The organism is Sporosarcina gallistercoris (assembly GCF_050459885.1).
Taxonomy (GTDB): domain Bacteria; phylum Bacillota; class Bacilli; order Bacillales_A; family Planococcaceae; genus Sporosarcina; species Sporosarcina gallistercoris_A.
Window position 1 is genome coordinate 229,062 of sequence record NZ_JBCMNO010000012.1, and the last position, 25,870, is coordinate 254,931.

Annotated in this window: 23 protein-coding genes, 1 riboswitch and 1 other annotated feature; of the genes, 19 read left to right on the forward strand and 4 right to left on the reverse strand. The window is 45.6% G+C overall.

Annotated features, from left to right (window positions below; all coding sequences use genetic code 11):
• The first annotated feature begins 302 nt into the window (after positions 1-302).
• Together adh and ABE021_RS08475 are read left to right on the forward strand one after the other, a co-directional pair.
• On the forward strand, positions 303-1,823 hold the full coding sequence (gene adh / locus ABE021_RS08470; RefSeq protein WP_430288190.1) for an aldehyde dehydrogenase: 1,521 nt from the start codon (positions 303-305) through the stop codon (positions 1,821-1,823).
• Positions 1,824-1,848: 25 nt separating this feature from the next.
• The gene (locus ABE021_RS08475; protein WP_430288054.1) at positions 1,849-2,205 is read left to right on the forward strand and encodes a DUF779 domain-containing protein; all 357 of its coding nucleotides are present in this window, start codon (positions 1,849-1,851) and stop codon (positions 2,203-2,205) included.
• 53 nt (positions 2,206-2,258) lie between these two features.
• Here the strand turns inward: ABE021_RS08475 and ABE021_RS08480 are convergent, their stop codons facing one another.
• Complete coding sequence (locus tag ABE021_RS08480; RefSeq protein ID WP_430288055.1) at positions 2,259-2,651, reverse strand: thiol-disulfide oxidoreductase DCC family protein; 393 nt, start codon at positions 2,649-2,651, stop codon at positions 2,259-2,261.
• 220 nt (positions 2,652-2,871) lie between these two features.
• On the opposite strand from ABE021_RS08480, the gene ABE021_RS08485 reads away from it, so the two are divergent.
• Both ABE021_RS08485 and ABE021_RS08490 read left to right on the forward strand, forming a co-directional pair.
• Positions 2,872-3,051 carry a hypothetical protein gene (locus ABE021_RS08485; RefSeq protein ID WP_430288057.1) on the forward strand — a complete coding sequence of 60 codons (180 nt, stop codon included), beginning with the start codon at positions 2,872-2,874 and terminating at the stop codon, positions 3,049-3,051.
• Positions 3,052-3,177: 126 nt separating this feature from the next.
• Positions 3,178-3,507 carry a hypothetical protein gene (locus tag ABE021_RS08490; protein WP_430288058.1) on the forward strand — a complete coding sequence of 110 codons (330 nt, stop codon included), beginning with the start codon at positions 3,178-3,180 and terminating at the stop codon, positions 3,505-3,507.
• A 60-nt stretch (positions 3,508-3,567) separates the two neighbouring features.
• On the opposite strand, the gene metH is transcribed toward ABE021_RS08490, so the two are convergent.
• Entirely contained in the window at positions 3,568-7,020 is a 3,453-nt protein-coding gene (gene metH / locus ABE021_RS08495; protein ID WP_430288059.1) for a methionine synthase, read from the reverse strand.
• The gene (locus ABE021_RS08500; RefSeq protein ID WP_430288060.1) at positions 7,001-8,860 is read right to left on the reverse strand and encodes a bifunctional homocysteine S-methyltransferase/methylenetetrahydrofolate reductase; all 1,860 of its coding nucleotides are present in this window, start codon (positions 8,858-8,860) and stop codon (positions 7,001-7,003) included. Before ABE021_RS08500 ends, metH begins: the two co-directional genes overlap by 20 nt.
• 99 nt (positions 8,861-8,959) lie before the next feature.
• Positions 8,960-9,064, reverse strand: a riboswitch (SAM riboswitch).
• A 139-nt stretch (positions 9,065-9,203) separates the two neighbouring features.
• On the opposite strand from ABE021_RS08500, the gene ABE021_RS08505 reads away from it, so the two are divergent.
• From ABE021_RS08505 to ABE021_RS08515, 3 genes are all read left to right on the forward strand, one after another.
• A complete protein-coding gene (locus tag ABE021_RS08505) occupies positions 9,204-9,389 on the forward strand; it encodes a histidine kinase (RefSeq protein ID WP_430288061.1) in 186 nt (61 codons plus the stop codon).
• 125 nt (positions 9,390-9,514) lie between these two features.
• The gene (locus tag ABE021_RS08510; protein ID WP_430288063.1) at positions 9,515-10,123 is read left to right on the forward strand and encodes a biotin transporter BioY; all 609 of its coding nucleotides are present in this window, start codon (positions 9,515-9,517) and stop codon (positions 10,121-10,123) included.
• Between the two features lie 129 nt (positions 10,124-10,252).
• On the forward strand, positions 10,253-11,941 hold the full coding sequence (locus ABE021_RS08515) for a hypothetical protein (RefSeq protein WP_430288064.1): 1,689 nt from the start codon (positions 10,253-10,255) through the stop codon (positions 11,939-11,941).
• Positions 11,942-12,027: 86 nt separating this feature from the next.
• On the opposite strand, the gene ABE021_RS08520 is transcribed toward ABE021_RS08515, so the two are convergent.
• A complete protein-coding gene (locus tag ABE021_RS08520; RefSeq protein ID WP_430288066.1) occupies positions 12,028-12,615 on the reverse strand; it encodes a GNAT family N-acetyltransferase in 588 nt (195 codons plus the stop codon).
• Positions 12,616-12,889: 274 nt separating this feature from the next.
• Between ABE021_RS08520 and ABE021_RS08525 the strand changes: the two genes are divergently transcribed.
• From ABE021_RS08525 to ABE021_RS08580, 12 genes are all read left to right on the forward strand, one after another.
• The gene (locus ABE021_RS08525; RefSeq protein ID WP_430288068.1) at positions 12,890-13,360 is read left to right on the forward strand and encodes a CtsR family transcriptional regulator; all 471 of its coding nucleotides are present in this window, start codon (positions 12,890-12,892) and stop codon (positions 13,358-13,360) included.
• A 36-nt stretch (positions 13,361-13,396) separates the two neighbouring features.
• Positions 13,397-13,951 carry a UvrB/UvrC motif-containing protein gene (locus ABE021_RS08530; RefSeq protein WP_430288069.1) on the forward strand — a complete coding sequence of 185 codons (555 nt, stop codon included), beginning with the start codon at positions 13,397-13,399 and terminating at the stop codon, positions 13,949-13,951.
• Entirely contained in the window at positions 13,941-15,026 is a 1,086-nt protein-coding gene (locus tag ABE021_RS08535) for a protein arginine kinase (protein WP_430288071.1), read from the forward strand. Before ABE021_RS08530 ends, ABE021_RS08535 begins: the two co-directional genes overlap by 11 nt.
• Before the next feature lie 152 nt (positions 15,027-15,178).
• Positions 15,179-17,626 carry an ATP-dependent Clp protease ATP-binding subunit gene (locus ABE021_RS08540; RefSeq protein WP_430288073.1) on the forward strand — a complete coding sequence of 816 codons (2,448 nt, stop codon included), beginning with the start codon at positions 15,179-15,181 and terminating at the stop codon, positions 17,624-17,626.
• Positions 17,627-17,708: 82 nt separating this feature from the next.
• The gene (gene radA, locus ABE021_RS08545) at positions 17,709-19,082 is read left to right on the forward strand and encodes a DNA repair protein RadA (RefSeq protein WP_430288074.1); all 1,374 of its coding nucleotides are present in this window, start codon (positions 17,709-17,711) and stop codon (positions 19,080-19,082) included.
• A 138-nt stretch (positions 19,083-19,220) separates the two neighbouring features.
• Positions 19,221-20,321 carry a PIN/TRAM domain-containing protein gene (locus ABE021_RS08550; RefSeq protein ID WP_430288076.1) on the forward strand — a complete coding sequence of 367 codons (1,101 nt, stop codon included), beginning with the start codon at positions 19,221-19,223 and terminating at the stop codon, positions 20,319-20,321.
• Positions 20,322-20,347: 26 nt separating this feature from the next.
• A complete protein-coding gene (ispD, locus tag ABE021_RS08555; protein ID WP_430288077.1) occupies positions 20,348-21,040 on the forward strand; it encodes a 2-C-methyl-D-erythritol 4-phosphate cytidylyltransferase in 693 nt (230 codons plus the stop codon).
• A complete protein-coding gene (gene ispF / locus ABE021_RS08560) occupies positions 21,040-21,516 on the forward strand; it encodes a 2-C-methyl-D-erythritol 2,4-cyclodiphosphate synthase (RefSeq protein ID WP_430288078.1) in 477 nt (158 codons plus the stop codon). The genes ispD and ispF overlap by 1 nt, the downstream gene beginning before the upstream one ends.
• Before the next feature lie 65 nt (positions 21,517-21,581).
• Positions 21,582-23,042 carry a glutamate--tRNA ligase gene (gltX, locus tag ABE021_RS08565; RefSeq protein ID WP_430288079.1) on the forward strand — a complete coding sequence of 487 codons (1,461 nt, stop codon included), beginning with the start codon at positions 21,582-21,584 and terminating at the stop codon, positions 23,040-23,042.
• A gap of 62 nt (positions 23,043-23,104) precedes the next feature.
• Positions 23,105-23,329: a binding site (T-box leader), on the forward strand.
• A 46-nt stretch (positions 23,330-23,375) separates the two neighbouring features.
• Entirely contained in the window at positions 23,376-24,044 is a 669-nt protein-coding gene (gene cysE / locus ABE021_RS08570; RefSeq protein ID WP_430288080.1) for a serine O-acetyltransferase, read from the forward strand.
• Entirely contained in the window at positions 24,041-25,441 is a 1,401-nt protein-coding gene (gene cysS, locus ABE021_RS08575; RefSeq protein ID WP_430288081.1) for a cysteine--tRNA ligase, read from the forward strand. Before cysE ends, cysS begins: the two co-directional genes overlap by 4 nt.
• Complete coding sequence (locus ABE021_RS08580) at positions 25,438-25,866, forward strand: Mini-ribonuclease 3 (RefSeq protein ID WP_430288083.1); 429 nt, start codon at positions 25,438-25,440, stop codon at positions 25,864-25,866. The genes cysS and ABE021_RS08580 overlap by 4 nt, the downstream gene beginning before the upstream one ends.
• The last annotated feature ends 4 nt before the right edge of the window (positions 25,867-25,870 follow it).

The window sequence follows — 25,870 nt, forward strand, 5'->3', positions numbered from 1 at the left end:
TTTGTCTACTGTTGATAATATAAGTGTAAATCGGAATTATGAACAACTTATTACCAAGTTGTTAATACACTACTAAACGTTCGGGAAATGATCACTATCTTAAAATAAAATTGTAATAATCTAACTAGTCAGATATAGTGATAGTGAACACGAATTTTTAAAATTTCAATTGAAAGCGCATACATCACTCATGCCTATGGGTAAGCCGGCATAGAATGGAGCAGTGTGCAATGTACATGCACCAATTTTCTACTAAACTTGCAGAAATGGGAGGAATGGAAATGGTACAACAAGTTGAAAACCTGGTTTACGCAAACCCGAACACAGAAGGTGCTAAGGTGAATTTCAAGGAACGATACGATAATTTCATAAATGGTAAATGGACAGCCCCTGTCAATGGCGAGTACTTTGACAATCCGACTCCGGTCACTGGGAAAGTGTTTACTCAAGTTGCACGCTCCACTGCGGAGGATATTGAATTGGCACTCGATGCAGCACATGCAGCAAAGGACGCTTGGGGGAAGACTTCTGTAACTGAACGCTCAAACATTCTATTGAAAATTGCAGATCGGATAGAAGATAATCTGGAAATGCTTGCTGTAGCGGAAACGTGGGAGAACGGCAAAGCCGTTCGTGAGACGCTGAATGCGGACTTGCCATTGGCAATTGACCACTTCCGCTATTTCGCATCTGCAATACGAGCTCAAGAAGGCGGCGTTAGCCAAATTGATAATGATACGGTTGCCTATCATTTTCATGAGCCTATTGGTGTCGTTGGGCAGATTATTCCTTGGAATTTCCCGATTCTTATGGCAGTTTGGAAACTCGCACCTGCGCTTGCAGCGGGGAACTGTGTGATTCTTAAGCCGGCTGAACAAACACCGGCATCCATCTTGGTGCTCGTTGAATTGATTGAAGATCTATTGCCCGCAGGTGTGTTGAATGTAGTGAACGGATTCGGGCTTGAAGCAGGAAAGCCGCTCGCATCCAATCCGCGAATCGGGAAGATTGCATTCACTGGAGAGACGACGACAGGTCGTATGATTATGCAGTATGCTTCCCAGAATCTCATTCCTGCAACACTCGAACTGGGCGGCAAGTCTCCGAATATCTTCTTTGAGGATGTCATGGCAGAAGATGATGACTTCCTGGACAAAGCGGTAGAAGGCTTTGTCATGTTTGCCTTGAACCAGGGGGAAGTATGTACATGCCCTTCACGTGCGCTTATCCAAGAGTCGATTTATGACAAGTTCATGGAGAAAGCATTGGCGCGTGTCGAAGCCATCAAAGTAGGGAACCCACTAGATCCGACAGTGATGATGGGAGCTCAAGCGTCCACGGAACAGCTGGAGAAGATTTTGTCCTATCTCGATATCGGTAAACAGGAAGGTGCGGAATGCCTGGCAGGTGGCGAGCAAAACCATCTTGAAGGCGATCTGGCGGAAGGCTATTACGTGAAGCCGACTGTCTTCAAAGGGCACAATAAGATGCGGATTTTCCAAGAGGAAATCTTTGGACCAGTCGTTGCAGTTACGACATTCAAGACTAAAGAAGAAGCATTGGAAATCGCGAACGACACATTATACGGACTAGGGTCGGGCGTATGGACACGTGATATGAATACGGCTTACCGTTTCGGACGCGGTATCCAAGCTGGCCGCGTTTGGACGAATTGCTACCATGCCTATCCGGCTCACTCTGCGTTCGGAGGTTATAAAGCATCGGGTATCGGCCGTGAAAACCACTTGATGATGCTCGAACATTACCAACAGACGAAAAATATGCTTGTCAGCTATAACGAGCAGAAGCAAGGATTCTTTTAAGCGGAAATAGTGAGGTGAGCAGCAAATGACAGAGCGGGTTATTGCGACAGAAGCAACGCTAGCGTTGATCAAACAGCTCGAACAAAAACACGGTCCGTTGATGTTTCACCAATCAGGAGGTTGTTGTGACGGCTCTTCGCCTATGTGTTACCCAGAAGGGGATTTACTCATAGGAGATCAGGATGTGCTTCTCGGATCTATTGGAGATGTTCCATTTTACATGTTACGCAGCCAGTTTGAATACTGGAAGCACACTCAACTGATCATAGATGTCGTGGACGGAAGAGGGGGCATGTTTTCCCTCGAAGGCGTTGAAGGGAAACGATTTCTTACCCGTTCACGTGCGTTTACAAAGAACGAGGTGGAACAGCTTCAGACATGACAAAGACGGCACCCTTTTCATAGAGGGTGCCGTCTTTTGTTTATAGGATTTTATCAGATGAACCGTTTCCGCTCTGCAGGTGTTGGAAGCATACAGGCCTCTTCTTTTTTTCCGAACCACTTATATCGATTGCTTGCAACGAAGTCATAGACGATGTTTCGTATAGGAGCAGGCACAAGGATGAATAAAAATGCAAGGTGCCACAGTCCATCGAGTTTCTTGGCAATACGGAGTGCTGCGCCTGATTTGGTATACGCTTTTCCATTTTCAATAAGAACTAGACTATCTACGTCATCCGGAATTGCGAAGTCTTTAGAGAGTTGCTGTCCAGTTTCACTTTGAAGAGAGGTGAACTGAAAATATTCATATGGATCTCGCTTTATAATGAATTGAACACTCGCATCACAAAAGTTACATTCACCGTCAAATAGCACTGTCCGCTTCATATATAATCCCCCTTAAAAAGCTTGGTAAGGTAACTATATCCTAAAACAAACCAGCTGAAACCATTTAGGGAACTGTTCATATGAATTCAATAGACGGAATACTCTTTCTTTTTGGTAGGGAATATGTTAGACTACAGATGAGAGAATGTATCCTGTTTGGCCTTTAGCGCTTCACCGTTTCATGTCCCGTCTGTGATTACAATAAGGGAAGGTGATTGAAGTGGATCGTCAAAACATTCATCCTGATGAAATGAACTTACGCAGTGATATGGATTATATCGCTATGCTGCATATGATCGGAGAAGGTGCTCCAGACTTCAGCAGATTTCTCGATCATCGTCCGGACCCTCCTTCAGGAAAGGGATTCGACGAGCACGAACTTCCAAGAGACTATCAGTGAAACCTTCCGGCCGGAAGGTTTTTTGTTTGGAGGAAGAAATGTCTTTCATCATTTTCATTTACTTCAAGGCGCGAGCCCGCTTCCTAAATGCTAGCTTGCATGTAATGGAGGGAGGAGGTGATGAAAATGATGCAACAAAATCACAACCGCTGCATGAAGCCACATCCAATGCCACCGATGCAACATTGCAACAACCAGGCGCAGCCTGTAATCTGCCCGACGCAATACCGCTTCCATGATACGTTCATGCCACAAGAATTACCAGTAGTTCATCCGTTTGTCAATGTAAACCGCCAACATACGGTTCAAATCCCTCGCCACTACTACACTGAAGTGAACGAAACAATGACGGGGCAGACGGTTCAAGCAATGCCGGGTTACGGACCGGGCATGGGGCAATGGGGTCCTCAACGACCTCCGATGGGACCTGGACAAATGCCTTGGGGAAGACGATAATGTAGAAAAGATCCTGTAGAGAAGAGCGGTTTCGCTCTCCTGCAGGATCTTTTGTGATGACTATTCCACATTGAAATAGCGTGCATCGGGGTGAGCGAAGACGATGGCGGACACGGAGGCTTCCGGCTCCATCATATACTCTTCCGTCAAGTGAACGCCGATCTCTTCGGGCTTCAATAATCCGAAAAGCTTTGATTGATCTTCTAAATTGGGACATGCAGGGTATCCGAAGGAGAATCGCTGCCCTTGATATTTTGCTGCAAATCGGTCTTTCATCGTAAAATCAGTGGCATCCGGGAATCCCCATTGATCGCGGATTTCTTGGTGTACACGCTCTGCAAAGCCTTCAGCGAGTTCAAGCGCAGTCGCTTGAAACGCATGACTTTCAAGGAATTTCCCTTCCGATTTCAAACGTTCCGCTTCTGCCCGTACTCCGTGACCCGCCGTTACTTGCATAAAAGCAACAAAATCCATTTCACCGCTATCCACCGGCTTTAAATAGTCAGCTAGGCAAAGAAAAGGATTCTGAAGTTGGCGTGGAAATGTAAATCGTTCAATTTCAGTTTTTCCGTCTTGCGGATCATAAATGATTACATCATCTCCGTCAGATTGGGCTGGGAAGAACTGATAAAGACCGGACGCGCCAAGTTTCCCGGATTCTAAAAATCCCGTCACCATTTCATGCAGTTCAACTGCGCGGGGTTCCTGCTTTTGCAAGGTTGAATCCGTAAAACCCCGAAATCCTAGATGATGACCGATTAGTGTCCTCATATTGACATAGGGGGAGAGATGAGAGATTGAGTAATCCCGCAGCACTCGTTTCCTGCAATCATTCGGAACAAAAACTGGAACATCCGTACGGACTGTTTTCACAGGACGAGGGGCCACGGCAATAGCGCCCCCGCCTTTTTCTGCTGCTCTCGCTGCTTTAAGGGCGTCATTCGTCGCCCGTTTCTCCAGTTGCTGATCAAGTTCAAGCAGTAATGCATCTTTTTCACCGCTTTGCAGGCGGTTTGCAAGATCCAGCCCTTGCATTGCATCTTTTGCATAGATGACAGGGCCGTCGTATTCAGGTGCGATTTTCGTATCTGTAAAACGGCGTGTGAGTGCGGCGCCACCCACCATTACCGGCAAATCGATTCCTGCTGATTTAAAGTCTTGAGCAGTTAACACCATTTGTTGGGCTGACTTCACAAGCAACCCGGATAGTCCGATAATATCGGGCTTTTCTTGCCGGATGACTTCAATCAGCTTGGCAGGTGTCACTTTGATGCCAATATCCACAACTTTGAAACCATTGTTGCTCAAGATGATTTCTACGAGATTCTTTCCGATATCATGAACATCGCCTTTTACCGTTGCGAGTACAATTTTCCCCTTGCCGTTGTCGTCCTCTTTTTTCTCCATGAACTGCTCGAGATAGGAAACAGAAGCTTTCATGACTTCCGCACTCTGAAGCACTTCAGCAACAATGAGCTGATTCGTATTGAACAGCCGTCCGACTTCTGCCATTCCTGTCATAAGAGGACCATTGATAATATCAAGTGGTTCATCATACTGAGTCATCGCAGTATCCAAATCCTTGATCAGCCCTTCTTTTGTTCCTTCCACGACATAGTAAGCAAGACGCTCAGGAACGGTCTTCGGAATATCCTCTTCTGTTTTCTCTTTCTTTTTCCCGCGATAGAATTCAGTGAATGTCGCAAGTGTTTCGTCTGTAGTTGTGAATAACAATGCGTTTGCCATGTCATTTTCCACTTGCGGAATCGAGGCATAGCGTTCGAGCTTTTCAGTATTCACGATTGCATAATCCAGTCCAGCTTGCGTGCAGTGATATAAATACACTGCGTTCAATACTTCTCTTCCTACTGGGGGAAGCCCGAACGATACGTTGCTGACACCAAGAACGGTAAGTGCTCGCGGAAGATTCTCTTTGATCAGTCGAATCCCTTCAATCGTCTCCACTGCCGAGCCGATGTACTGTGCATCACCTGTACCGACAGGGAACACGAGCGGATCAAAAATAATATCCTCAGGCGCAATCCCCCATTTGTTGGTTAGCAAATCATAGGACCGTTTCGCAATCTCGAGTTTCCGTTCCCGCGTTATAGCCATCCCGATTTCATCGATCGTACCCACAACGACTGCTGCTCCGTACTTCTTAACAATCGGCATCACGGCGTCAAACCGTTCCTCGCCATCTTCTAAGTTAATGGAGTTGATGATCGCTTTCCCTTGGGAATACTTCAGTGCTTCTTCAATGACGTTTTCGTCTGTCGAGTCGATGACGAGGGGCGCTTTGATCTTTTTCACAACTTCTTTCATGAACTCTGTCATATCCGTCAACTCATCACGATCAGGATTGGCGAGGCAGACGTCAATGACATGGGCTCCGTTTCTCACTTGCGCCCTGGCGATTTCAGCGGCTTCCTCCACTCTGCCATCGACAATAAGCTGTTTGAATTTACGTGAACCTATGACATTTGTGCGTTCGCCTATTAAAATAGGTCGCATACTTGGATCATACAAAAGCGGTTCAATTCCAGCGACCGTGTGTCCGTGCATCGCATCAGGGAGTGGTCGAGGAGTTTTCCCCTCCATAGCCCGATTGATCGCTTGGATGTGCTCTGGTGTCGTTCCACAACAGCCGCCGACAATATTCAGCCAACCTTTCTCTGCAAAACCTTCAAGTTTTTTGGAGAGCGATTCCGGGGATTCGTGATAATGGCCTTCTTCGTCAGGCAACCCTGCATTTGGATAGCAACTGACAAATCCTGTCGCAAGTTCGGATAACGAACGTAAGTGATCTGTCATGAATTCGGGTCCTGTCGCACAATTGAGCCCGACAGAAAGCGGATTGATATGTGCGATGGACACGTAGAATGCTTCGATGCTTTGTCCCGCTAAGGTTGTTCCCATTGGTTCAATCGTTCCCGATATCATCACAGGAAGTTCCAATCCGACTTCTTTAAATGCTCGACGTATGCCGATTGTGCCGGCTTTGACATTCAGCATGTCTTGACTGGTTTCCAATAAAAGAAGATCAGAGCCTCCCTCGATCAGCCCCCTAGCCTGAACATAAAAATCGTTTTCCAATTCGTCAAACGTGATTCCACCTGTCACGGACAGTGTCTTAGTCGTCGGGCCCATTGCGCCTGCGACGAATCGAGGACGTTCAAATGTAGAGAATTCATCCGCGGCTGCACGAGCGAGTTCTGCGCCGCGGCGGTTAATGACATCCGCTTCATCACCTAAACCATAATCATCCAACACAACAGGTGTGCCTCCGAACGTATTCGTACAGATGATGTCAGCACCCGCCTCTAAGTATTCGCGGTGAATTCTCGTTAGAACATCGGGTTTCGTCAGATTCAAATATTCGTTGCATCCTTCATACTCTTCTCCACCGAAATCATCCGCTGTTAAATTAACGCTTTGAAGCATCGTTCCCATCGCACCATCCATTACGAGAATCCGTTTTTTCAGTTCGTCTTTAATGTGTTGTTTTGGCATGGTGCACCCCTCTTTCTGCAATTGCGTCTATCCGGTTGATATAGTGGACGAGCTCCACAGTCATGTCGTAGCGTAAAAATGGAGTGATCAAGTAAATCCCGTTAAACAAAGACGCAGCCGTGTCGATTAGCTCCTGAGCGATTCGAATCCCTTCTGCTGTCGCAGTTTCTCGATCATCGCCGCAGGCTCTCATGCGCTCCAGCACATCATCGGACAATTTGATGCCCGGTACTTCGTGATGCAGGAATTCGGCGTTCCGAATATTCGTCAACGGCATGATGCCGATGAAAATCGGAGTGTCTAAATGGTTGACCGCTTCATGGATTTCAATTATTTTTTCTTTTGTATAGACAGGCTGTGTGATGAAATAATCCGCACCACATTCGATTTTCTTCTCAAGCCGTTTCACAGCGCGGTCAATGACCCGGACATTCGGGTTGAATGCACCTGCTACTGAGAAGTTCGCCTTTTTTCGTAAAGGACGGCCGGAGAATGAAATCCCTTCATTGAGCTTTTTAATGAGCTGGAAGAGTTCGAGACTGGAAACGTCATAAACGTCAGTTGCTCCCGGGAAATCGCCTATCTTGGTCGGATCCCCTGTAACAGCTAAAATATCATGGATGCCGAGTGCGTCCAGTCCCATTAAATGAGATTGCAGACCAATTAGGTTATGATCCCTGCAAGTAATATGGACGAGAGGACGGACATCATCATGATGTTTTACAAGGGAGGCCATCGCTAGATTACTAATACGTGGGGAAGCGAGGGAATTATCGGCCATCGTCACAGCATGAGCTCCAGCTGCTTGAAGTTGACGAGCTCCTTCGAAATAATTTTCAGTTTCCAAGTGGCGCGGGGTATCCAACTCAACTAGGATCGTACGCTCTCGCTGCGCTTTTATATGCAAGGGCTCATAACGGGCCGGTTCTGCATCCCGTATAATGATCGGCTTATGCTGAATGACCACTTTTTCAGTAATAGGTGCCAGATTGGCCAATTGAGATTTAACTGCGACAATGTGGGCAGGAGTGGTTCCACAGCATCCGCCAATCAGTCGCACACCTTCGTCCCGCAACAAGCGGGCAGCGCGTCCGTAATAATCCGTCTCAGATACATAGACTATGCGTCCTTCTTCAACGTCCAGTAAACTTGCGTTTGGATACGCTGATAAGAATGCTCTCTCAGGAAGTTCTACACCTTCAAATGCTTGGATCGTATGGTAAGGACCTAGCCGGCAATTCACCCCTACAACGTCTGCACCTAATGCCTCCAATCGGTGCAAAGCGTCGTTTAATTGCAGGCCGTTTTGCAAAATACCAGGTTCATACATAGAAACTTGTGCAATTAAGGGGAGGTCCGTCTGTTGACGCAAATGCTGAACGACAGCGCTAAGCTCTTCAAAGTCGTAATAGGTTTCAAGTAGAAGGCCATCAGGATCTCCTGCAAGAAGCGGCTCTGCTTGTTGCTGGACAATAGACAGGATCTCATCGATGGATGCGTCACTTTTACGGATACTGCGGATGCCGCCAATTGTACCGAGTACATATTGGCCACCTGCGGCTGCTGCGTGTTTTGCGATGGCCATCCCTGCTACGTTAAATTCTTTTACGCGATGTTCCAGTCCGTAGCGTGCAAGTTTATAAGCATTTGCACTGTACGTATTGGTTTGGATGATATCCGCTCCTGCCTGAATATACTGTGCATGGATTCCATGAATGACATCCGGCTTTTCTATATTTAATTGCTCATAGCAAAAGTCTAACCCCTCCGCATAGAGTAGCGTTCCCATTGCACCATCAGCTGTCAGAACTTCAGTTTTTAAGCGTTCCAGTAAGTTCATTTCCCTAACATCCTTTCATACGACAGAGCAATGAAGCGGAGAATAATAAAAAAGCCTTCTAACGTACGAAGAAGGCTTTTCATCTTAGTGATTGTCTCCTCCTCATCTGCCGGACTATTAACATCCGCTGGAAGTAGCACCTGACCATATGGCTGGTTGCTGAAGCATCGACGGGCCAGATCCCTCCGCTTCTCTTGATAAGAATGACTATGAAGTTGTGTGAATAATTTAACATATCATACCGTTGTTTGACAGTTCCGTCAATAGACAAAATGGGGAGTGAGCTGGGAGTTACTTCACGTATGTGGTAAACTGTAGCCACATATAAGGAAAGGGGATTGCTATGAGGGCGTTCAAATTTGTCATCCCGATGGTACTATTAGTTGGTGGAGTTGCCTGGGTTATGCTCAACAAAAACTTTACAGACGTGCCCGTCATGTCTCGTTTTTATATTACACTTGGCGCGATGGTCCTGAGTGGAGTCATTTCGTTCTTCTTATTTCCTAAGAATGAAGGGGAAAGGCGGTAAACTGACAGAGAATCAGCTGTCAGTTTTATTATTCCATAGAATTGTGTCAACTGTTATTTAAATAAGGTTGACACAATAGGCTGCTCCTTTTAAACTATTACTAAATAGTAAAAGGGGTGTGACAAATGGGAACAACTGCAACTATAAAACCGAACCGATCGAAAACGATGCTCGGGACGCTCGGACTTGTCTACTCAGCGATGTTCGCTGCGTTGATGATGATTGGGGCGAATATTACATATTTTCTACCGGCTTTATCAGTAAGTGGTGTACCGATTACGCTACAAACATTCTTTTCAATCTTAGCCGGTCTCTTACTTGGAAGCCGTTATGGTGCAGTCTCAATGACGGTGTATATGGCAATCGGTCTTGCAGGTGCGCCTGTCTTTGCAAAGTTCAGCGGTGGCTTCAGTTCAATTATTAGCCCGACATTCGGATTTATCGTTTCCTTTATTCTAGTTGCGTACGTTGTTGGAAAAATTGTGGAAAAGAAACCTACTTCAACAGGGTTCGTTGTTGCAGCGCTTATAGGGTGCTTCATTAATTACCTTGTAGGAACAAACTGGATGTTTGCTGCGTACAAGCTATGGGCAGCTGCGCCGGATGCGTTCACATACAAGATAGCGTGGATTTGGATGTTACCTCCGCTGCCTAAAGATATTATCCTTTCCGTATTGGCTGGACTGTTTGGCCACCGGATGGCGCGCATTCTAAGAACGCGTCGTTCCATTTAAACCAACCAACCCGACTTTCCTATTAACCGGAAGTCGGGTTTTCTATGGCAACCTATCCAAATGAAACATTTTCCTTGCCCGTTCCGTATACAAGAGTAAGTACAATACAAACGGAAAGAAGGCTTACTTATGGTTCACTTACTCTTATTTTCTCTCATAGCAGGAATCGTTGCCGCTCTTTTGGCCGTGCCTTTGCAAAAGAAAGTCCTCGCGGAAGAAAAAGAAAATTCTTTCCGATTTAGAACAGCCCTGCTGCTCATATCAGCTGTTGTAATTGCGGTAGGTATCGCCATCTTTTACTACACAACAAATCTAGACCAGCAGGGGTCCTCATTATGGGTTCTGTTACTCGCTGCGGCAATAATTGGAACGATTGTAGACGGCGGAGTATATCGGAAAGTGAAACTTGCCGTCGTAGCACTAGCGCTCGTTGCAGGTAGTTACGTACTATTCGCACCTTTGTTAAACGCGGACAAAAAATATAAAGCAGTTGAAATGGACCAGAAAGTAGAAATCGAAGCATTCGATGAAACACAGACACCTGCGAGCGTGCCTCCTAAATTCGCACGCAACAAAATGAAGAAGGCATTCGGGCAAGTTCCGAATACGAGTTATTATGATCTTGGCCATCTGCAAATCCAAAAGGTGAATGACGATTATGTATATATTGCGCCAGTCGAGTTTTCGGGGTTTTTCAAATGGTGGAATGGTAAGACGACGCCAGGATACTTCCAAATGAGCGCCACGGATTCTGCGGATAATCCGAAGTTTGTAACTTCCGAAATGACCTATACGGAGACATCCTACTTCAACAAACAAGTGGACCGTCATATGCGTTTACAATTTCCTGAACTGATTTTTTATGGTGATGTCCAGTTGGAAATCGACGATGAAGGCCATCCGCACTACATCCGCTCCTACGGAGAATTCATCTCCGCGCGTAATGGATTTGACGTGAAAGGGATTGTCATGACGGATCCGATGACTGGGGCAGTTGAGAAATTACCGCTTACGGATATCCCGGATTATATAGACGGTGCTGTCTCACCGGATGTGGTCAGTCTTCAAAACAGTTATTTCGGAAAGTATGTCCATGGTTTCTGGAATTCGATTATCGGTAAAAAAGATGTCAAACTACCATCCGATGAAGGCACGGAAGCAAATGTCAGTCCGATTTTCGATGAAAATGGACATATGTATTATTTCACGGATTTTACAAGTCCGAAAGAAGGCGTCGATTCGATGCTTGGTTATGCGCTGACTGATGGACGTTCTGGAGAAGCTACGTATTACACGGGTGATCTGGAGGAGTCCTACATGGACTCTCAAGGTGCCTTGCAAATAATCGAAAAGAAATTCATCGAGAAAAAATGGTCTGGTGAAATGCCGGTCCTATATAATTTCTATGGAGAAGCAAGCTGGCTGACCCCTGTGCTGGATTCCAATGGGTTCCTGCAACACTACTTCATCGTGTCTGCTGCGAATCCGGAAATATCGGTGTTTGGAAATTCCCCGAATGATGCCTTGAAACTGTATAAGACGGCATTGCAACGCGGGGGCAGTTCTGTGAATGGAAGTTCCGAAGCGGAAGAAGCTAAGGCTGCGATCACTGTCAAACGTGTCTATAAAGAGCGGGCAGGTGACTTTACCATGGTTTCTGTAAAATCGGAAGACGGACGGAACTTCTTAGTATCATCTGAAGCGATCCCGGAAGCGATTTACGTTCAAGAAGGCGACAAATTAATGGTTACGTATGTAGAAACAGGGGAACTCTTCCTTCCTGTAAAGGAACTTTCAAATGTCTCGTTAATGGAATAGCGATATACGTTTTCATCCATAACAAAAGCGGAAGCCAATGAAGGCTTCCGCTTTTGTCAATCGTTTAAGATGAAGGAGGATACGGGTCAGGCACTCACTGACCCAAAAGGTTTTAGGATATTTGTTTTGCCTTCTGTACGGAATGTCAATACTTTTTCGATCGGGTCGTATGATTCACCGTAAAACTCATCATCCTTATAGGTATGGATTTCTTCATACGTCATCTTCATTGCATCATAGACCGCTTCTTCTTCTGCATCTGCAGGAGACCAGTAAAGAATTTCAAGGTCAGTCTGTTCTCCAGTCGCGAGTGAACGACGGCTATAACCGATGCGGGATGCATGATGGAAGTTTTCACGAGCGTAGAAGCGCAGCCTTTTTTCGGTGTCGGTATCTTCATAATTCACCGGCTCCACTTCCAGCAAAATCGGCTTCCCTTTTTGCTTGAGCTGTGTCAGCAATTTTTTGCCAAGACCTTCACCGCGTGCAGCTGATGAAACAAACAAATAATCGACAAATACGAACGATTCTGTTTCAACATACATAAGCACATGTTTTTCGCTCTCATCTTTACGATAGACATTATGCTTATCCTTTAATAGTGCGTCCATATGCTCTTTTGATTTCATTTCTTCGATTGGGAAATACTCACTTAGTTTCTCGTACCAGTTCATTGATTCAATCTCCTCCGTCGGTATGGGTGTACCCGGAGCTTTTTGTTGGGGGTAGAACGTAGAGAGGAAAAAAGAGGTCAGAAAAAAATCCTCGAGTTCATTATATACCCTATTATAAACATACTAAACATAAAACGCTCAACTTTTTTACTTTTTTCTACCCTGTCCGGACTGTTTGCAAATTTCTTGCGCGCCTATTGTTTAATACGGTACAATTAAGTCAAAGATAGTCAAAGTCAACAATAATGACTGTGCCAGCAAAAGAGGTGAGAGGATGCGTAATATTTCCGACATCATAGAAGGGTATTTAAAATCGATTATCGAACATGAAGATAATGGAATCGTGGAAATCAAGCGCAACGAAGTGGCGGAAAAGTTCCAATGTGTTCCTTCGCAGATCAATTACGTCATTAAGACACGATTTACATTGGAGCGGGGCTACGCTGTGGAATCTAAACGTGGTGGAGGCGGATATATCCGGATTTACCGGGTTCAAACGAATTCCCGCAAAGAACTATTGGATCACGTATTGGAGAGTGTTCAAGAAGGCGCTTCATACACGATGGCAGAAGACGTGATTTATCGATTGATAGCGGAACAAGTGATTTCGAAAAAAGAAGCCCGGCTTATGCTTTCAGCTGTCGAGCCTACTGTTCTGAACTATCCGTTACCTGAACGGGATATAATCCGCGCGCGGATTTTACAAGCCATGTTGTTTTCGCTCCTTTACGAACAATCAGAGTGAAGCGGCGGGTTATCTAAATTATTGGGGTGGTAAAAGATGCTTTGTGAAAACTGTAAAGAACGTCCAGCTTCTGTCATCTTGATGCAGGATACGCCGAATGGATCGACTGAACGGAATTTGTGTGAGAAGTGTGCATTTAACCTACAGACGTTTTCAATCAGTCCGAATCAGGAGCCGATGTCGATTCAGCAATTTCTGTCGCAATGGCTGAGCGGAAGTGAAACGCTGCCACAGCAAACGCGAGAAGTTCAGGCTATGCCGGAATGTCCAGAATGCGGTCTAACCTTCCATCGCTTTTTAGAAATCGGTAAGTTCGGATGTCCTGAGTGCTATGAAACGTTTCGGGAGCGACTGCCGAAAGTATTTGGAAAGCTGCATAATGGGAATACAAGCCACAAAGGTAAAATCCCTGCATCGTTCAATGAGAAGATGACAATAAAAAAGAAAATCGAAGAGATTCGAGCGAGTATGCAAGAAGCGATTCAAGAAGAACAATTTGAACAGGCTGCTGTGCTGCGTGATGAAATAAAAGACTGGAAACGGAAACTCGCTTCAGAAACAGTGGAAGGGGAGAGTAATCATGGGGAATAACCGGTTTATGCAGAATGCTGTCACAGGCTGGATGATCCCTCATGGAGAGCATTCCGATATCGTGATGTCCACTCGGATCCGTCTCGCCCGAAACCTTCGTGAATTTCGGTTTCCTATCTCTTTCTCTGATGAGCAGGCGGAGGAAGTAGGGAGAATTGTTTCAAAAGCACTGCTTAGCACGGGTGAAAAAGGGTATTCCTATACGAGAATGAAAGAATTATCTTCACTTGAGCGTCAAGTGCTTGTTGAAAAGCATTTGATTAGCCCGCAACTTGCTGAAGCGGAACTATTTGGAGCGGTACTCCTATCCGAAGATGAAACCATCAGTATTATGGTCAATGAAGAGGATCATTTACGTATTCAGTGCATTTATCCGGGTTTACAGCTTGAAAGTGCCTATGAAAAGGCAAATGAAACGGATCGTTCACTTGAAGAGAAACTGCCGTATGCATTCGATGAAGAGTTTGGATATCTCACGAGCTGTCCATCCAATACGGGGACTGGCATGCGGGCTTCGGTCATGCTGCATTTACCGGCACTCACGATGACCCGGCAAATTAACCGGATCATCCCGGCTGTATCCAGGCTAGGTATGGTGGTAAGAGGAAGTTACGGCGAAGGCAGTGAAGCACCCGGGAATGTATACCAAGTATCCAATCAGCTCACGCTCGGTAAATCTGAGAAAGAAATTTTAGCTGAACTTGCGAACATCGTCTCGAGGTTGATCGCCCATGAACGCAGATCGCGTGAATTGCTGCTTGAGAAGTCACGAATTGCGCTTGAAAATCGGGTGTTCCGTTCACTTGGGACCATTTCGTACGCCCGGCTGCTTCCTTCCGCAGAAGCGGCTCGATGCCTGTCAGACGTCCGGCTCGGCATCGATCTTGAACTGATTGAAGATGTGGACATGACGATTTTGAACGAGTTGATGATTTTCATGCAATCCGGTTTTCTGCAGTATTATGAAGGAGAAGAGCTAACGTCTGAAGAATTAGATATTAGTCGCGCTAAACTTTTCAGAAAACGTTTGAAAAATGGCCCGTCAGAAGCGGATGGAAAGACAGACCTTTCTTGAGCGTCTCTTTTGCGTCCATGTAACCGATTCGATATAATAGTCAAAGATAGTCAAAGTCAATTCACCCGGAAACCGATTGTTTAACGGCCCGGAAGAATATAGATAGAAGTAGTACGATGAAAATTATTCTCTGCAGAAGGAGAGGAATGTTAATGATGTTCAATCGATTCACTCAACGTGCACAAAAAGTGCTCCAACTCGCTCAAGAAGAAGCCATCCGTTTAAAACACGAAGCAATTGGAACAGAACATATTCTACTCGGACTTATCCGTGAAGGCGGCGGTATTGCAGCAAAAGCATTAGAAGCGATCGGAGTCAGCTTCGATACAATTGAAACTGGAGTGGAAACACTCGTTGGAACAGGCAGTAAAGAAGTAGGGCCAATCGTACATTACACACCGCGTGCAAAGAAGGTCATTGAGCTTTCTGTCGATGAATCCCGTAAACTTGGCCACTCGTATATTGGAACAGAGCACATTTTGCTGGCGCTAATCCGCGAAGGTGAAGGTGTAGCTGCTCGAGTACTCAACAATGCAGGTGTCAGCTTGAATAAAGCGCGCCAGCAGGTGCTGCAGTTGCTCGGAAGTAATGATACGGCAAATGCAAGCGGTCAAAATGCCTCTGCAACAGCCGCGACTCCAACACTGGATGGCTTAGCGCGTGATCTGACAGAAATTGCACGTGAAGGAACTCTGGACCCTGTCATCGGGCGCGGTAAAGAAATCACACGTGTTATCGAAGTCTTAGCGCGTCGCACAAAGAACAATCCGGTTCTAATTGGTGAGCCTGGTGTTGGTAAAACAGCGATTGCCGAAGGGCTTGCGCTGCAAGTCGTGAACAACGAAGTTCCTGAAATTTTGCGTGATAAGCGCGTCATGACGCTGGATATGGGAACTGTTGTTGCGGGTACCAAATACCGTGGCGAATTTGAAGATCGTATGAAAAAAGTGATGGAAGAGATTCGCCAAGCAGGCAACATCATTCTATTCATCGATGAGTTGCATACACTCATTGGCGCTGGCGGTGCAGAAGGTGCAATCGACGCATCGAACATTTTAAAACCTTCCCTTGCTCGTGGTGAGTTGCAGTGTATCGGTGCAACGACACTCGATGAGTACAGAAAGTATATTGAAAAAGATGCAGCGCTCGAGCGCCGTTTTCAGCCGATCCAAGTGGATGAACCATCCGTTGAAGAGACGGTGCAGATCATTACCGGGCTGCGCGATAGATACGAAGCGCACCACCGAGTTAAAATCACCAACGAAGCGATTGAAGCAGCAGCTAAAATGTCGGATCGCTACATCTCTGACAGATTTTTGCCTGACAAAGCGATTGATTTGATCGACGAAGCGGGTTCTAAAGTTCGATTGCGTTCTTATACAACTCCCCCGAACTTGCGGGAACTTGAGAAGAAATTGGAAGCCATCCGTTCTGAGAAAAATGCTGCCGTTCAAAGTCAAGAGTTCGAGAAGGCTGCTTCTTATCGTGATAAAGAGCAGAAGATGAAAGAAGAGCTCGAAACAACGAAAACGGAATGGAAAGAAAAACAAGGCAAGACAGAGTCTGAAGTAACTGTGAATGACATAGCTGAAGTTGTTGCTATGTGGACAGGAATTCCGGTTGCACGAATTGCAGAAACGGAATCCGCCAAGCTGTTGAACATGGAGGAAGAGCTGCATAAGCGGGTCATCGGTCAAAAAGAGGCTGTCGCAGCTATTTCCCGGGCAATACGCCGTGCGCGTGCTGGATTGAAAGATCCGAAACGTCCTATCGGTTCATTCATCTTCCTTGGGCCAACTGGCGTTGGTAAAACAGAGCTAGCCAGGGCTTTGGCGGAAACGATGTTTGGCGACGAAGACTCCATGATCCGGATTGACATGTCCGAGTACATGGAAAAACATACAACATCACGTTTAGTCGGTTCTCCTCCGGGATACGTCGGATATGAAGAAGGCGGTCAGTTAACCGAAAAAGTACGCCGTAAACCATATTCCGTCATCTTGCTAGATGAGATTGAAAAAGCGCATCCAGATGTTTTCAACATTTTGCTGCAAGTGCTTGAAGACGGAAGATTAACGGATTCCAAAGGACGCACAGTCGATTTCCGCAACACGGTGATCATCATGACTTCAAACGTTGGTGCACAAGAGTTGAGAAAGAACAAATATGTCGGATTTAACCTTCAAGATGGTGAACAAGATTACGAAGACATGAAGAAGAAGATGTTGGAAGAGCTGAAAAAAGCATTCCGTCCTGAATTCCTCAACCGCGTTGATGAGATGATTGTCTTCCATTCGCTTGAAAAAGAGCAATTAGAAGAGATTGTGTCCTTGATGGCGGATGAATTGAGCAAACGGCTCGCTGAACAAGATATCGAACTTGTATTGACTCAAAAAGCGAAGTTGAAAATTGCGGATGAAGGGTACGATCCGGAATACGGTGCGCGTCCGCTTCGCCGTGCACTTCAGAAACATGTGGAAGACCGGCTTTCAGAGGAATTGTTGAAAGGAACAGCTCTTACTGGAAGAAAAGTGACGGTGGACTATGTGGACGGTGACTTCACAGTAGAGACCCAACAAGAAGAAATGGTTGAAAACTAATAAGAAGTAGAGGAATAGGATAGTCCATCCCTAGTTGGAAAAAAGGGGAGGGGCTGTCCTCTTCGTCGTTTGGAGGATGTATATGGCGAAAAAGAAAACGAAGTTCATGTGCAGGGCATGCGGATATGAGTCGCCTAAGTGGATGGGGCGTTGTCCGGGTTGCGGTGAATGGAACACGATGGATGAAGAAACGGAAATTGTTCAAAAAGGTCCTCGCGGAGCGTTCCAGCATTCTGATGCTGTGAAGCAGAAAGCGATGCCTATCAATGACGTTGCGATAGAGGATGAACCGAGAATCCGTACGGAAATGGAAGAGTTGAATCGTGTATTAGGTGGCGGGATCGTTCCGGGTTCACTTGTATTGATCGGCGGAGATCCAGGAATCGGGAAATCCACATTGCTGCTTCAAGTGTCTGCACTTTTAGCGAACCAACAGCAACGCGTGTTATACATTTCAGGGGAAGAATCGATTCGGCAGACCAAGCTGCGAGCACAACGTCTCGGCGTGCTGTCTGATGAATTATATATATACGCAGAAACGGATCTTGCGCTCATTCACGATACGATCGATAATGTAAAACCGAAATTTGTGGTTGTGGATTCAATTCAAACCATTCATCACCCAGAAGTTGCTTCTGCTCCGGGAAGTGTATCACAAGTAAGGGAATGTACAGCGGAATTAATGAAAATAGCAAAGACGCAAGGCATCGCGATTTTCCTGGTAGGTCATGTCACGAAGGATGGCCAAATTGCAGGGCCGCGCCTGCTCGAACATATGGTGGATACTGTATTGTACTTTGAGGGAGAGCGTCATCATACATATCGTATTTTACGTAGTGTGAAAAACCGCTTCGGCTCCACGAACGAAATCGCGATTTTCGAAATGCTGCAAGGTGGATTGAAAGAAGTTTTGAATCCTTCTGAGATGTTTATCCAGGAACGGTCTCAAGGCGGTGCCGGGTCCACCATTGTCGCCTCAATGGAAGGGACACGCCCGATTCTTGTGGAAATTCAGGCACTTGTCACACCATCCAGTTTCAATTATCCAAAACGGATGGCGACGGGTCTGGACCAAAACCGGGTATCTTTGTTGATGGCTGTATTGGAAAAACGGATGGGTATGCTATTACAAGCGCAGGATGCGTATATTAAAGTGGCAGGTGGCGTGAAACTCGATGAACCCGCGATTGATCTTGCTGTCCTCATGAGTATCGTGTCGAGCTATCGGGACGTTGCGGTGCGGGCTTCTGACTGTTATATGGGTGAGGTGGGACTGACAGGTGAAGTCCGCAGAGTCTCCCGTATCGAACAGCGTGTAGGAGAGGCGGCAAAGCTGGGGTTTGAACGTGCTGTCATTCCGGCTTCCAATATTGGTGGCTGGGAATATCCTGAAGGTATACAAGTCGTGGGAGTGGAAACGGTTCGGGATGCGCTTGATCTTTGTTTACCACAGTAATTATGGGTGCGCTAGGAACATTTGGCCCTATTTGGGAGTCCTGTTCTATAGATACAGGATTCCTGATTTTTTGAGGTTCCGAAAAGCAATCAATAGGGAATACATGTATACTAGTACTACTAAAAGGAGGTGGATCGAATGCTAAAACGAATTGTTCAAATCATGTTTTTACTGGTTGGTGGGACACTTGGCGTATTGTTTCTTCCGTACTTATTCCAATTATCTTCTTTCACAGCATCACCATTCATAAATAACCCTTATGTCGCTGCCGTTTTAGGAGCACTTTTCCTATTCGTGTTCAGTACGTTTTTAACAGATCCAATAGTCAACTTTATAAAGTGGTTAGAGGACTTACTGATGAAAGCTCCAATTTTAGATTTACTATTTGGTTCAATAGGATTGATCATAGGATTGTTTGTTGCTTTTTTAGCTGGATGGGGGTTAAGTAATATTCAAATTCCCGGTTTCACTTCAATCATACCAATTTTGTTGTCAGTTTTACTAGGTTATTTAGGATTCCAAGTGGGCTTTAAAAAACGGGATGAGTTTTTAACAGCCATTTTCTCCATCCGTAATGTAGGAAGGAAAAAGGAGCCTGAAGCGGAAACTGACGTATCTAAAAATCCAGTCTACAAAGTGCTCGATACAAGTGTCATCATCGATGGTCGTATTGCGGATATCGTTGACACCGGATTTCTCGAAGGCGTGTTGGTCGTGTCCCAGTTCGTATTGACTGAGCTCCAACACATTGCAGATTCTGCAGATACATTGAAGCGGACAAAAGGAAGGCGCGGTCTGGATGTACTTCGTCGCTTGCAAGAAGGTGATGGCAAGAAGATTATGATTACGGATGAAGACTTCCCGAATGTAGCGGAAGTCGATTTGAAGTTAGTGAAGCTTGCTAAAAAAATGAACGGACTCGTCGTCACAAACGATTTCAATTTGAACAAAGTCGCAGATCTGCATGGGGTTTCCGTGTTGAACATCAATGACCTTGCGAATGCGGTCAAACCTGTAGTTATCCCCGGTGAAGAAATGCATGTCGTGGTCATCAAAGACGGAAAAGAACACAATCAAGGCGTTGCTTACTTAGATGACGGCACGATGATTGTTATTGAAGATGGACGTAACTTTATCGGCACGGCTATCGAAGTCGTAGTCACGAGTGTGTTGCAAACTTCAGCAGGTCGCATGATTTTTGCGAAACCTAAAAATGGGAAGCAAACCAAAGCCCAATGAATGGCAACCAGTGGAAAGGAGTCATGATGGACTATACAGTAATGATGCCTGCTGCCGGAAGTGGAACGCGGATGGGAGCAGGGCATAACAAACTTTTTCTTGAACTTGAAGGGAAATCGATTTTGGCCCACACGTTAGCTGTGTTTCAGCAGGATCCTTGGTGTACAGGAATCATTTTAGCTGTGAAGGAAACAGAGCGGCCTACAATTGAAACGATTATCCAGCAAGGACAAATAACAAAAATAAGTGCTTTACCCGAAGGCGGAACCGAACGCCAGCACAGTGTGAGAGCATGTCTTGCATCCCATAAAACAGGTGGGATCGTCCTTGTGCACGATGCGGCCCGTCCTTTCATCCAACAAGATGTTATCCATGATCTTGTGATGAGTGCGTCCCAACATGGAGCTGCAGTGGCCGGTGTGAAGGTGAAAGATACGATGAAATACGTAAAAGATGGAATCATCGAAGAAACGGCAGATCGTGAACGCTTATGGGTCATTCAAACTCCACAAGCGTTCCGTTATGAAGTTTTGGAAGAATCCTCCCGTAAAGCGGAGAATGATAACTTTCTGGGGACTGACGAAGCGATGCTTGCAGAGCATGCAGGCTATGAAGTCCGGATTGTTGAAAGTACGTATGACAATATTAAAATGACGACACCAGAGGATCTTGCCTATGGTGGTTATTTGTTGAAAAAAAGGCTTGAGGAGACGATATGATGATACGAATTGGACAAGGTTTTGACGTGCATGAATTTGCAGAAGGACGCCCCCTTATTATTGGAGGGGTGACGATTCCCCATACAAAAGGGTTGATCGGTCACTCAGATGCAGATGTCCTATTGCATACCATTACAGATGCGGCGCTTGGAGCGATCGGTAAGGGGGATATCGGACATCACTTCCCGGATACAGACGCTGCATTTAAAGATGCCGACTCAGCAGTCCTCCTGCAAGAAGTCTGGAAACTGGTAGAAGAAGAGGGCTATACTCTCGGCAATTTGGATTGTACGATTATGGCACAACAGCCTAAAATGGCACCTCATATTGAAACCATCAAAAACCGGGTAGCCTCTTTACTGCATGCGGATCCTAGTCGAGTGAACGTTAAAGCGACCACAACAGAAAAATTAGGATTTGTCGGCAGAGAAGAAGGGATTGCATCTCTTGCGGCGATTCTTTTGGTGAAAGCTTGAGTTTTTGGTAAACTAGTCTATACAAGTAATTAATATTTGAACTAACAGAACGGAGATGTCTAGTCATGACAGCAGAAGTACGTGTGCGCTATGCGCCGAGCCCTACAGGTCATTTACATATCGGAGGAGCTCGCACCGCATTATTCAATTATTTGTTCGCTCGCCATCATGGCGGGAAATTCATAGTACGGATTGAGGATACTGACACGGTTCGTAATATTGAAGCCGGGGAATTGTCGCAGCTTGAAAACTTGAAATGGCTCGGAATCGAGCACGATGAGTCTGTTGATATCGGTGGACCTTACAGTCCCTATCGTCAAATGGAGCGACTGGATACGTACAAGAAATATTCAGAAGAGATGCTTGCAAAAGGCGCGGCTTATAAATGTTTCTGTACCACTGATGAACTTGAAGCAGAACGGGAACAACAAAAGACAGCAGGGATTGCAGCTCCGATGTATAAAGGGACTTGCCGTCATTTGAGCGCAGATGAAGTTGCGCAAAAAGAAGCAGCTGGTATGCCGTATACAATCCGCATGCGTGTTCCTGAAAATGTAACGTACACGATTGACGATCTTGTACGCGGCAGTGTTCAATTCGAATCCAAAGACATTGGCGATTGGGTCCTTGTAAAGGCGAATGGCATTCCTACGTATAATTTCGCGGTTGTCATTGACGACTATATGATGAAGATGTCTCACGTTTTCCGCGGAGAAGAGCATTTGACCAATACCCCGAAGCAGCTCATGGTCTTTGAAACATTCGGCTGGGAAGCACCTCGATATGGACATATGACTCTCATCGTCAATGAGGATCGCAAAAAGTTGTCCAAGCGGGATGAGTCGATCATTCAATTCATTTCTCAATATAAAGATCTTGGATACTTACCGGAAGCGATGTTCAATTTCTTTGCACTGCTTGGGTGGTCTCCTGTTGGAGAAGAAGAGCTGTTCACGAAAGAGGAACTCATCGAGCAGTTTGACGAGAGCCGTCTATCGAAATCACCTTCCATGTTCGATAAGCAGAAATTGACGTGGATGAATAACCAATATATTAAAAAGCTGAGCCTTGACGAAGTCGTTGCATTGACGTTACCGCACCTTGTGAAAGCAGGTCGGGTGAGTGAAGATATGACGCCGGAAGAAAGTGCATGGATTCATGATTTGATCGCACTGTATCACGGTCAGTTAAGTTACGGAGCTGAGATTGTTGAGCTATCTGCCCAATTCTTCAGTGACACAGTTGAGTATGATGAACAATCAAAAGAAGTTCTGGCTGGAGAACAGATTCCTGAAGTGATGGCCTCGTTCAAACAGCAACTTGAGAACCTTGAAACATTCGATGCACCGTCTATCAAAGCGGCCATCAAAGCGGTTCAAAAAGAAACAGGGCATAAAGGGAAAAACTTATTCATGCCGATCCGTGTGGTCGCAACTGGTCAAGCACATGGTCCGGAATTGCCGGAATCGATTGCATTGCTTGGTCGGGAAAAGACAATTGCGCGCGTCGGGAAGTTTGTACAGTAAGCCTGTGTTGACAAGCGGAAACTGCCGTGTACAATAAGAGTAATCTTAGAATGTATCGCATATAGAAAGCGTTGAAGAGGAGAAGTACGTAAAACACACCCTTCAGAGAAGATCTCCATTGGCTGAAAGAGATCTGGGTCACCCGTTTTACAGAAATGCACCTTTGAGCGCCAGGCTGAAATCCAGTAAGCCGGACGGTTCGTCTCCGTTACAGACGTCGAGTGAAATGGAATTCACCTATTCCGTTTCAAAAAAGAGTGGAACCACGCAACAACTGCGTCTCTGTCATTAGACAGAGGCGTATTTTTTTTTATAGAAAAGAGGGGGACCGACATGTTTTCCAGAATGAAAGAAGACATTCGATGCATTTTTGACCAAGACCCCGCTGCTCGGAGTACGATCGAGGTCGTCTTGACCTACTCAGGATTACATGCCATTTGGTCACATCGGATTGCACATGTGCTTTTTAAAAAGAACATGCACTTCGCAGCTAGAGTACTTTCCCAAGTGAGCCGCTTTTTTACTGGGATTGAAATTCACCCTGGGGCCAAGATCGGAAGAAGGCTTTTCATCGACCATGGAATGGGAATTGTGATAGGTGAAACATGTGAAATAGGTAATGATGTCACCATCTATCAAGGTGTCACGTTAGGTGGGACGGGTAAAGAAAAAGGCAAGAGGCATCCGACCCTTCATGACAATGTCCTAGTAGCGACAGGTGCAAAAGTGCTGGGTAATATTATTATTGGTGAAAACAGTAAGATTGGAGCCGGTTCTGTTGTGTTGAAAGATGTTCCGGCGGAATCGACAGTGGTCGGAATTCCTGGGAAAGTGGTTATCTCAAATGGAGTTCGTGTAAAAGACCGGCTGAATCATACATTGCCTGATCCGATATCCGAAATGTGTACATCGATGGAAGACAGGATTTTGCAATTGGAACAACAGCTGCATGAGTTGAAAAAAGATAATCAAATTCGTGACGAAAAGGATGAGAATCGATGACAATCCAGTTATACAATACATTGACGCGTAAGAAAGAGGCATTTGTTCCAATCACTGAAGGGGAAGTGAAAATGTACGTATGTGGTCCTACTGTCTACAACTACATTCATATCGGAAATGCTCGGCCAGTCATCGTTTTCGATACAGTACGAAGGTATTTGGAATACCGTGGTTACAATGTGAAATTCGTCTCCAACTTTACAGATGTGGATGATAAAATCATTAAAGCCGCAAACGAACTTGGCGAAGAAGTGCCGGAGTTAACTGAGCGGTTTATCCAAGCGTACTTCGAGGATGTAGGGGCTCTCGGATGCAAGAAAGCGGATATGCATCCGCGCGTAACCGATCATATTCAAGATGTGATTGACTTCATTTCATTATTGATTGAAAAAGAATATGCTTATGAATCAGAAGGGGATGTCTATTTCCGTACAAGAAAGTTTGACGGATATGGAAAGTTATCACACCAGTCGATTGATGAATTGAAAGTTGGTGCTCGTATCCAAGCGAGTGAACGTAAACAAGATGCCTTGGATTTCGTATTATGGAAAGCGGCAAAAGATGGTGAAATCTCGTGGAGCAGTCCATGGGGAGAAGGCCGTCCTGGCTGGCACATCGAGTGTTCGGTAATGGCTAGACAACTACTTGGTGATACGATTGATATCCACGCGGGTGGGCAGGACTTGACGTTCCCGCATCACGAAAATGAGATCGCACAATCCGAAGCGCTGACAGGGAAGACGTTCGCCCGCTATTGGATGCATAATGGATATATAAATATCGACAATGAAAAAATGTCGAAGTCACTAGGGAACTTCGTGCTAGTACACGACATCATTCAACAGATTGACCCGCAAGTGTTAAGATTCTTCATGCTCTCCGTACACTATAGTTCTCCAGTGAATTTCTCTCAAGATCTTGTGGGAAGTGCAGCGAATGGATTGGATCGGATACGTACTGCCTATCAAAACGTTGAACACCGTCTAGCTGTATCTGCGGATAATGGGGACCAACAGGATATTTGGCTCCACAAAATCCAAGAGCAGCTAACGGCTTTTGAAGAAGCGATGGATGATGACTTCAATACAGCTAATGGGATTGCGGTTATTTTTGAACTCGCTAGCCTGGCGAATGTCTATCTGCTGGAAAAGAACACTGAAAAAGTTGTGTTGGAAGCATTTTTGAATACGTTTAATCAGTTGATGAGCGTTCTTGGACTGCCATTCAAAGAGAAGGAAGAACTCCATGATGAAGCAATCGATCAGTTGATAGAAGAACGTTTGGAAGCGCGTAAAAATCGTGACTTCGCCCGTGCAGATGCAATCCGCGATGAATTGAAAGAGCAAGGGATCCTTCTGGAAGATACTGCGCAAGGGGTCCGGTGGAAACGATCATGAGTGACTACAATCTGCGCCCAGCAGACGTTCGGCAGCTGAAAGCACTATCCCTCGCCTATATGGGAGATGCGGTCTATGAGCAGGCGGTGCGTGAGCATCTCCTGCGATCAGGTCGTGTCAAACCGAATATTCTTCACAAGGAAGCAACCCAATTTGTTTCTGCGAAAGCGCAAGCGTCTATTTTGCGGGCCATGGTAGAAGAAAACTTTTTGAGTGAAGAAGAGATGGCAGTCATGAGACGGGGCAGAAACGCTAAATCCGGGTCTGTACCAAAAAATACAGATGTTCTAACGTATAATCATAGTTCGGCGTTTGAAGCGGTCATCGGCTATTTATATTTGTTGGAAGATAGAGAGAGAACGGCTGAGTTCATACGGAAGGCTATCGAATTTATTGAAGGAGGGGAAGACCGTGTCAGAAATTGAAGAA